Origin of the sequence: Bacillus sp. 7894-2, assembly GCF_002272225.1 — a bacterium.
In the GTDB taxonomy this organism is placed as follows: Bacteria; Bacillota; Bacilli; order Bacillales; family Cytobacillaceae; genus Cytobacillus.
Genome location: NZ_NPDG01000045.1, coordinates 1 through 7,737, shown reverse-complemented (window position 1 = coordinate 7,737; position 7,737 = coordinate 1). Strand labels below are relative to the sequence as shown.

The window sequence follows — 7,737 nt, the reverse complement described above, 5'->3', positions numbered from 1 at the left end:
TGCATAAAACAAAATCCCCTTAGCCTTTTGGCCAAGGGGATTTTTGGTATATTAGTTAGCTGCTTTTACTTTAGCAAATGCATCTTCGACAGATACGTACTCATAGCCAAGGTCTTTAGCAACCGCTGGGTATGTGATGCTTCCGTTTACAACGTTTACGCCAAGTTTTAGTGCTGCATTATCTTCAATCGCTTTTACAACACCTTTGTTTGCAATTTGCAGAGCATAGTTGATTGTAACGTTTGTAAGAGCAATTGTAGATGTTCTTGGAACTGCACCAGGCATGTTTGCAACAGCATAGTGAACAACGCCATGCTTATCATATGTTGGGTTGTCATGAGTTGTAATGTGATCAACAGTTTCGAAAATACCGCCCTGGTCAATCGCTACGTCAACAACTACTGAACCAGGCTTCATTGTTTTAATCATTTCTTCTGTTACAAGCTTAGGCGCTTTCGCTCCCGGGATTAGTACCGCACCAATTACCAGGTCAGCATCTTTTACAGCTTCTGCAATGTTGAAAGGATTAGACATTAACGTTTGGATGCTGTTTCCGAAGATATCGTCAAGCTGGCGCAGACGCTCTGGGCTCAAGTCGATGATTGTAACTTGTGCGCCAAGTCCGATTGCCATTTTCGCTGCGTTGATTCCAACCACACCGCCGCCAACGATGGTAACTTTTCCGCGTGATACCCCTGGAACACCTGCAAGAAGGATTCCCATTCCGCCATTCGTCTTCTGAAGGAATTGAGCTCCAATTTGAGCAGACATGCGTCCTGCAACTTCACTCATTGGAGTAAGAAGAGGCAATGTGCGGTTTACTTCTACTGTTTCATAAGCAATCGCTGTAACACCTTTTTCAGTTAATGCTTTTGCAAGCTCAGGCTCTGCTGCAAGGTGAAGGTATGTGAAAAGAACCAAACCTTCACGGAAATAACCATACTCGGATGGAAGCGGCTCTTTAACCTTCATTACCATTTCAGCAGCCCATGCTTCAGCAGCAGTATCTACGATAACGGCTCCTACTTCAGTATAATCTTCGTTAGTGAAACCGCTTCCAATTCCTGCATCGATTTCTACTAATACTTTATGTCCGGACTTTACTAATGCGTCAACGCTTGCTGGTGTCGCAGCAACACGATTTTCGTTATTCTTAATCTCTTTAGGTACTCCAATAATCATGGAAAATTCCCCTTTCAATCTATCAATTATGATATTTACTATCGTCAGTATAATAATTTTAGTAAAGCGCTGTCATTGTTAAATCGGTAAAATAAAAGAGCCTCCATTTGTGGAAATCTACAAATGAGGGCTCTTCTTTTCCATTCTCCGGATTTTAAGTTCAAGATATAAAGAAAGTTTTATATTTGTATTCTTCAGGTCAACTTTCCCAATATCGGTTATTCTCTTTAATCGGTAATTCAGTGTATTCATATGAATATGCAGCTTTTTTGCTGTTTCATTCACATTGCTGTCATGATCAATGAAGGCTTCAAGAGTAGTAAGCAGATTGGTCCGGTGCTCAAGGTCATATTTAATAATCTTTTCGATAGCAGGGTGCTCATACGGTTCCTGCCGTTTCTTTTCAAGGATGGCATCAAGGTAGCGGAAAATGCCAAGCTGCTGATAGCTATAAATATGATGGATCTCTTCCGGAAATTGTTCTTTAAGACGCAGGACCTGCAATGCCTCCTGATAGCTTTTTTCCACTTTTTCAAAGTGCTGATAAGTTGTTCCAGTTGCCCCGGTAATATGATCGATGCCAAAACGTGTTTTCATTTGATCAATGAAAAACTCGATGAATTCGATAAACGTATTTTCAGCTTGAGCAGGTTCAGGCGGCACTGCTAAAATAACGAATTCGTTCCCCATCGCGGCATGAAAGGTTATATGAACCTTTTGGCTTGTCGTGATCAGATAGATGATCTTTTGCTCTATTTTAGAGGTAACTTCTTCTTTAAACCTAAAGGCTAGCACAGCAAATGGTGATGGCGGTTTTATGCTTAAATCCTCAAATCTTTCTGAGATTTCATCATGGGTATGGAAACGGCCGGTTAGCAGTTCCCAGAAAAAATCCCGATAGCCCTCAGCTCTTTTTTTCTTTTGGGCATTTAATCTTAGCATTTCCGTTCTTGCAGACTGTGCAGCCAGCTTTAGCATATTCAGCTTGCTTTCTGTTAAAGCGGCTTCTTCTTCAACTGCCCAGATGTAGCCCAATACCTCATTATGATTGCGTATTGAAATGGCTACCCGATTTCCCAGTCCTATCTCCTTTATTTCAGGAATTCTAAGCGGTTCGCCGCTTTGCATCAGCTGGGGAATCACACGATCCTTCCATAAACGATTAATCACCTTCTCAGGAACCTTTCTGCTGATGATTGTGGCGATTCTCGCGGTATCGGTCTGGTCATCATGTGTACTGTATGCCAGCAGGCGATGATTAACATCTTCTATCGTAACAGGGCATTCCAGGACATCGCGGATCTTATCTACCAGTTCCTCCAGATCACTAAATGCCCTCTTAAACGGATCTTTTTCCATTTTATTATCACCCAATCATAAAACTTCATTAAACTTCACGTTCTCTATCCTATTATATTATACCTCAGGTCCCACCCTGTACTCTACCAAAGCCATCGTGCCTTTCGACAAATTTCGGGCGGTACCTGTCACCACTTTTTATAAAATTCCTAATAGTTTTATTTTTTTAATTTACCTTGAAGTTATATTCAGATAATTTTACAATAGGACATGTTCACAAAAAATCATATTTTAATAGTTTGATTTACAGATTTTGAAAGCGTTAACATCTGGGAGGCGATGATTTATGCTTGAGACGCTTAATAAAATTAACGGGGTGCTCTGGGGCACACCAAGTTTGATTTTGCTTTTTGGTACGGGTGTTCTTTTAACATTCATGCTGAAGGGTCTTCAATTCAGAAGGCTGATATATGCGTTTAAATTAGGATTTACAAAAGAAGGCCAAGCTACATCCGATGCTGAAGGCGATGTCAGTAACTTTAAGGCTCTAATGACTGCTCTAGCAGCAACCATTGGTAATGGTAATATCGCCGGTGTAGCCACTGCGATTACACTCGGCGGACCAGGAGCCATCTTCTGGATGTGGATTGTTGGTTTGCTTGGAATGGCAACCAAATATGCCGAAGCATTACTGGCAATGAAATACCGTGTAAAGAATGCAAATGGTGAGTATTCCAGCGGACCGATGTATTATGTGGAACGCGGTCTCGGTAAAAAGTTTAAATGGCTGGCAGTGGCATTTGCGGTCTTTGGCGCTTTTGCAGCACTGGGCATCGGAAACAGTGTTCAATCGAATACGATTGCCGCAGTTATGGATACTTCTTTTGGAATTAATAATTGGATTACAGGTGTTATTCTTGCTGTACTGGCTGCCTTAATTATCTTTGGCGGCATTCAGCGAATCAGTACTGTAGCAGGATTCTTTGTTCCAGTTATGGCCTTTCTTTATATCGGCGGGGCATTACTGATACTCGCTGTTAACTATGATCAAATCATTCCTGGTTTCCAGACAATCTTCTACTATGCCTTCAATCCGGTAGCAGCGACAGGCGGTTTTGTAGGTGTTGTCGTATCCGAAGCAATCAAGAATGGTGTTTCAAGGGGTATTTTCTCTAATGAAGCCGGTCTTGGTACAGCAGCGCTTATTGCAGGAAACGCAAAGACAGACCATCCTGTAAAACAGGCTCTTGTTGCGATGACTGGTACATTTATTGTTACAATCATAGTTTGTACGATGACCGGCCTGGTGCTTATCATGACTGGTTTCTGGGACACAACAGGCGGATTGATCTCAGGTGTTGCGCATGACGGCAGCCTTGACGGCGGAGCATTAACAAGTGCAGCCTTTTCCCATGTTCTTGGAACAGCGGGTGAATATATCGTTGCTTTCTCTGTAATTTTCTTCGGTTTCTCAACAATTGTCGGCTGGTATGTATATGGTGAAAAATGCTTTGAATACCTTGTTGGCACAAAAGGAATTATGGGATACCGCGCCATTTACATTTTCGCAACTGGAATCGGTGCGGTTGCCAACTTAACTACTGTTTGGGCATTTGCCGACATGGCAAACGCATTAATGATGATTCCTAACTTGATTGCACTAATCCTTCTAAGCAAAGTGGTTGTTAAAGATACTAATGAATTCTTTGAAAACCACTATAAAGCAGCAAATAAGCAGTTAAATAAGGCTAGCTAATACTAATATATGTAAAACAAACACAGGTCCCTTCACTTTGATCTGTGTTTGTTTTTGTTTCCTAAAGCGGAAATAACGGCAGGTCATTTTTCTCATGAATATAAGCAAATATCCGATAGTGATAAAGAAACTCACCAGTTATAATTCCTTCTTGTTCAAAAGAATACGCCTCTAAAAACGCTTCTATTCTATCTTCATCCGCATCATCCCATGCCCCTGTCATCCAGACTTTATAGGCAAGCTTGCTGTTTAAACCTGGATATCCGCTTTCTTCAAAAAGCTCCTCGATTTGATCTCTTTCCACCTTTTCGCCTCCCTCCCCCGTTTGTTATCCATCCTTTTCTGTTTTTGTCTTCCTTATACATTTTTGGGACAAGGCAAATATACAATTTTAGCACCACATGAGGTGAACTTGTCTATACTATATCGAAGTCTATTTTAAAAATCAGGATTGCTTCTTAATAACAAATAAGGGAGGGATAACGTTGGAATTGAACGAGTTATTTCATTTAGGTAATAAAACAGCCATTGTCACTGGAGGAGGACGCGGACTCGGTGAGCAAATGGCAAATGCACTTGGGGAAGCAGGAGCAAATGTTGTCGTCTGCTCACGCAGAATTGAAGCATGTGAGCATGTCAGAAAAAGCCTTGAAGCCAAAGGAGTTAATGCCCTTGCCATCGAATGCGACATCACCAAGGAAGAAGACATTCAGAAGGTCATCCAAAAGACTCTGGAGACATTTGGAAGCATCGATATCCTCATTAACAATAGCGGTACATCCTGGGTTGCACCTTTTCTGGATTTGCCTGCTGATAAATGGGACAAAGTCATGAATGTGAACTTAAAGGGGCTGTTTTTATTTTCACAGGCTGCCGCAAAAGTGATGACGAAGCAGGGAAGCGGCAAAATCATTAATATTTCATCTGTAAATGGAATGAGGGGCACCCACTCGGCATTTCTTGATGCAGTGGCTTACAGCACAAGTAAAGGGGCAGTTATCGCACTTACAAAGGATTTAGCTGTAAAATTGGCTCCTGCCGGCATTCAAGTAAACGCTATTGCTCCAGGCTTCTTTCCTACCAAAATTACAAAAGTCCTTGAAAAATCGAGTCCAGTTATTCTCAGAAAGATTCCTGCCGGAAGATTTGGAAATGAACATGACTTAAAAGGAGCAGCTGTCTTTTTATCATCCAAAGCGTCTGATTTCGTGACAGGACAGGTATTAGTCGTAGATGGAGGAATGACTGTATCCCTTTAAGTTTCACAGAGCTAATTTCATAGAAAGGAGAATGTTTATGTCTATTAACCATACAGAAGTCCTGCTGCAGGCAATAAAAAAGTTAGGGACTAAAGTGGAAAGAGAACTGAATGAATCTATTCAGAACTCTATTAACAAAGAAGATATTTTCAAAAACTTAGTCACCCGTTCCGAGGTGACTGCAGCAAGCATGAAAAAACTCCGGGACGCCATTGAGACACTATCCATCCCTCTTAATTTCCCTACCAAAACCGACGTGGCAAATGCAGCAAAACTGACTGTGCAGGCTGAAGAAAAAATGGATCAGATTGACGAAAAAGTCATCGCTTTGGCCAGATCAATTGAGGAATTAAAAAAAGCACTTGGCAGCCCTGCTGAAAGCGCGGAAAAATAAATGGAACAAAACACAGCTTCCAAAAAACTGCTTGGATTTTTAAATACTCTTTTACAGCCTGCTCCGGAGATCAATGTAACTCCAAGGACTGCAGTCTGGACGAGAAATAAGGCAACTCTCTGGCATTATGCCCCTGCCAGCAAAAGATACAGTATTCCCATTTTCCTTGTTTATTCACTAGTAAACCAGCCCTTTATTCTGGACCTGGGACCTCAGAACAGTTTAATCGAAGCTTTGGTTAACAGCGGGTATGATGTCTATTTGCTGGATTTCGGGATTCCGGGCTATGAGGATAAAGACATCACGATGGAAGATTATATTACTGAATACATCCAGAAGGGGGTAAAAAGAGCTTTATATCACTCAGGGGCAGACGAAATAAGTGTGATGGGCTTTTGCCTGGGAGGCACCTTTGCAGCCATTTATGCGGCCATTGCGGATGAACCGGTCAAAAACTTAGTATTGTCTGTTGCACCGGTTGATTTCACCATTGTCCCGGTCTTTGATAAATGGGCAGATGAACTGCGAAATGGAGACGGCAGCCTGGAAACCACTTTCGATGCATGGGGACTTATCCCCGCCTTTGCCATTAAATCAGGTATGCGGTTATTTACTTCTCCCCTTTATTACTCTCCATATTTATCACTTCTGGCCAGGGCGGATGATGAAGCATATGCATCCCGCTGGAAGCGATTCAACCATTGGACCAATGGCCATATTCCATTTGCAGGGGCTGCACTGAAGCAAATTCACCTGGATCTATTAAAAGACAATAAGCTTGTGAACGGTACATTAACGATCGGAGAAAAGAAAGCCGTCCTCAGTAATATTAAAGCTAATTTGCTCGCTGTCGCTTCAGATAACGACCGTCTTGTGCCAAAAGATCAGATTCTTCCGGTCATAGAACTTGTCTCAAGCGCTGATAAAACTTTTCATCTGCTTCAGGGCGGGCATGCCAATCTAACTTCGGAAGGAAAAGTTCCTGACTACTTGGACAAATGGCTGTCACTAAGATCAGGGAAACTATAAAATTTTTGATTCCCCTGCCTCTGCAGGGGATTCAACATTTAAAGGAGGTAACTTGATGATTTCATGGAATTATCCAAATTATATAATAAAAGACTACACCATTAGTGCTTATATGGGTTTTGCTTCATTTGTGTTTAGAGACTTATTTTCTGCTTAGTTTTAAGACCATGCAATTGCTGCATGGTTTTATTTTTTTGTGTTAGCACAAATGGTGTTTTTACATGCTTAGCTGCAAATAATAAGCAAATGAACAATTGACAATCGCAGGAGAGCCTTAAGCTGGCATCTGAAAATGACAAGAGCAGAAGGAGACAAATAATGGACTTGAGGATTTTCAAGGCAATCAACCGTTTATCCGGACGTATGCCATTTATGGATTTTTTAATGATTCTTTTATCAAATAGGGCAAGGCATCTATTTTTATTTGTACTGGCATGCATGTGGCTGGTCAAAGGACCTTCCAGAACCGCTGCAAAAAAAGCTGCTGCAGCTTCCCTGATTGCTATCTTTGTAAATAGGATTATAAAAACTTGTTATTTCAGGCCCCGTCCTTTCATAAAAAACAGGGTTGGCCTATTGATTCCAGCCAAAAGAGATTCAAGTTTTCCAAGCAAGCATACAGTGGTGTCGTTTGCTGCTTCCATCGTTATTTTTTACGGAAACCGATTTATAGGGCGCATTTTGCTGTGGGTTTCAGCATGCACAGGCTTCGCCCGGATCTGGGCAGGCCACCACTACCCTTCCGATGTTATTGGAGGTGCTCTTATTGGCGGAACAATAGGCTGGTTCACAGAAAAACTTTCAAAACCAGAAATAAA

The 7,737-nt window shown here is 41.6% G+C and carries 8 protein-coding genes; 5 read left to right on the top strand and 3 right to left on the bottom strand.

Going from position 1 to position 7,737, the window contains the following annotated elements; all coding sequences use genetic code 11:
* Positions 1–51: 51 nt before the first annotated feature.
* Together ald and CHI10_RS07245 are read right to left on the bottom strand one after the other, a co-directional pair.
* Complete coding sequence (ald, locus tag CHI10_RS07250) at positions 52–1,182, bottom strand: alanine dehydrogenase (RefSeq protein WP_035332008.1); 1,131 nt, start codon at positions 1,180–1,182, stop codon at positions 52–54.
* Positions 1,183–1,299: 117 nt separating this feature from the next.
* Entirely contained in the window at positions 1,300–2,541 is a 1,242-nt protein-coding gene (locus tag CHI10_RS07245) for a PucR family transcriptional regulator (protein WP_286137233.1), read from the bottom strand.
* 286 nt (positions 2,542–2,827) lie between these two features.
* Between CHI10_RS07245 and CHI10_RS07240 the strand changes: the two genes are divergently transcribed.
* Positions 2,828–4,237 carry an alanine/glycine:cation symporter family protein gene (locus CHI10_RS07240; protein ID WP_095243623.1) on the top strand — a complete coding sequence of 470 codons (1,410 nt, stop codon included), beginning with the start codon at positions 2,828–2,830 and terminating at the stop codon, positions 4,235–4,237.
* Between the two features lie 61 nt (positions 4,238–4,298).
* Here the strand turns inward: CHI10_RS07240 and CHI10_RS07235 are convergent, their stop codons facing one another.
* Positions 4,299–4,541 carry a hypothetical protein gene (locus tag CHI10_RS07235; protein WP_095243622.1) on the bottom strand — a complete coding sequence of 81 codons (243 nt, stop codon included), beginning with the start codon at positions 4,539–4,541 and terminating at the stop codon, positions 4,299–4,301.
* Positions 4,542–4,722: 181 nt separating this feature from the next.
* On the opposite strand from CHI10_RS07235, the gene CHI10_RS07230 reads away from it, so the two are divergent.
* The 4 genes from CHI10_RS07230 to CHI10_RS07215 all read left to right on the top strand — a co-directional run.
* Positions 4,723–5,496: an SDR family oxidoreductase gene (locus tag CHI10_RS07230; protein WP_095243621.1), complete on the top strand. Its 774-nt coding sequence runs from the start codon at positions 4,723–4,725 to the stop codon at positions 5,494–5,496.
* 37 nt (positions 5,497–5,533) lie between these two features.
* A complete protein-coding gene (locus CHI10_RS07225; protein ID WP_286137230.1) occupies positions 5,534–5,890 on the top strand; it encodes a hypothetical protein in 357 nt (118 codons plus the stop codon).
* Positions 5,891–6,919: an alpha/beta fold hydrolase gene (locus CHI10_RS07220; RefSeq protein WP_095243619.1), complete on the top strand. Its 1,029-nt coding sequence runs from the start codon at positions 5,891–5,893 to the stop codon at positions 6,917–6,919.
* 318 nt (positions 6,920–7,237) lie between these two features.
* The coding region (locus CHI10_RS07215) for a phosphatase PAP2 family protein (protein WP_142301767.1) at positions 7,238–7,737 on the top strand (500 nt) is incomplete at its 3' end.

Excerpts from the sequence above, each read along its gene's own strand:
- CHI10_RS07240 (WP_095243623.1), top strand. The coding sequence starts at position 2,828 with ATGCTTGAGACGCTTAATAAAATTAACGGGGTGCTCTGGGGCACACCA.
- CHI10_RS07220 (WP_095243619.1), top strand. The coding sequence starts at position 5,891 with ATGGAACAAAACACAGCTTCCAAAAAACTGCTTGGATTTTTAAATACT.
- CHI10_RS07245 (WP_286137233.1), bottom strand. The coding sequence starts at position 2,541 with ATGGAAAAAGATCCGTTTAAGAGGGCATTTAGTGATCTGGAGGAACTG.
- ald (WP_035332008.1), bottom strand. The coding sequence starts at position 1,182 with ATGATTATTGGAGTACCTAAAGAGATTAAGAATAACGAAAATCGTGTT.
- CHI10_RS07225 (WP_286137230.1), top strand. The coding sequence starts at position 5,534 with ATGTCTATTAACCATACAGAAGTCCTGCTGCAGGCAATAAAAAAGTTA.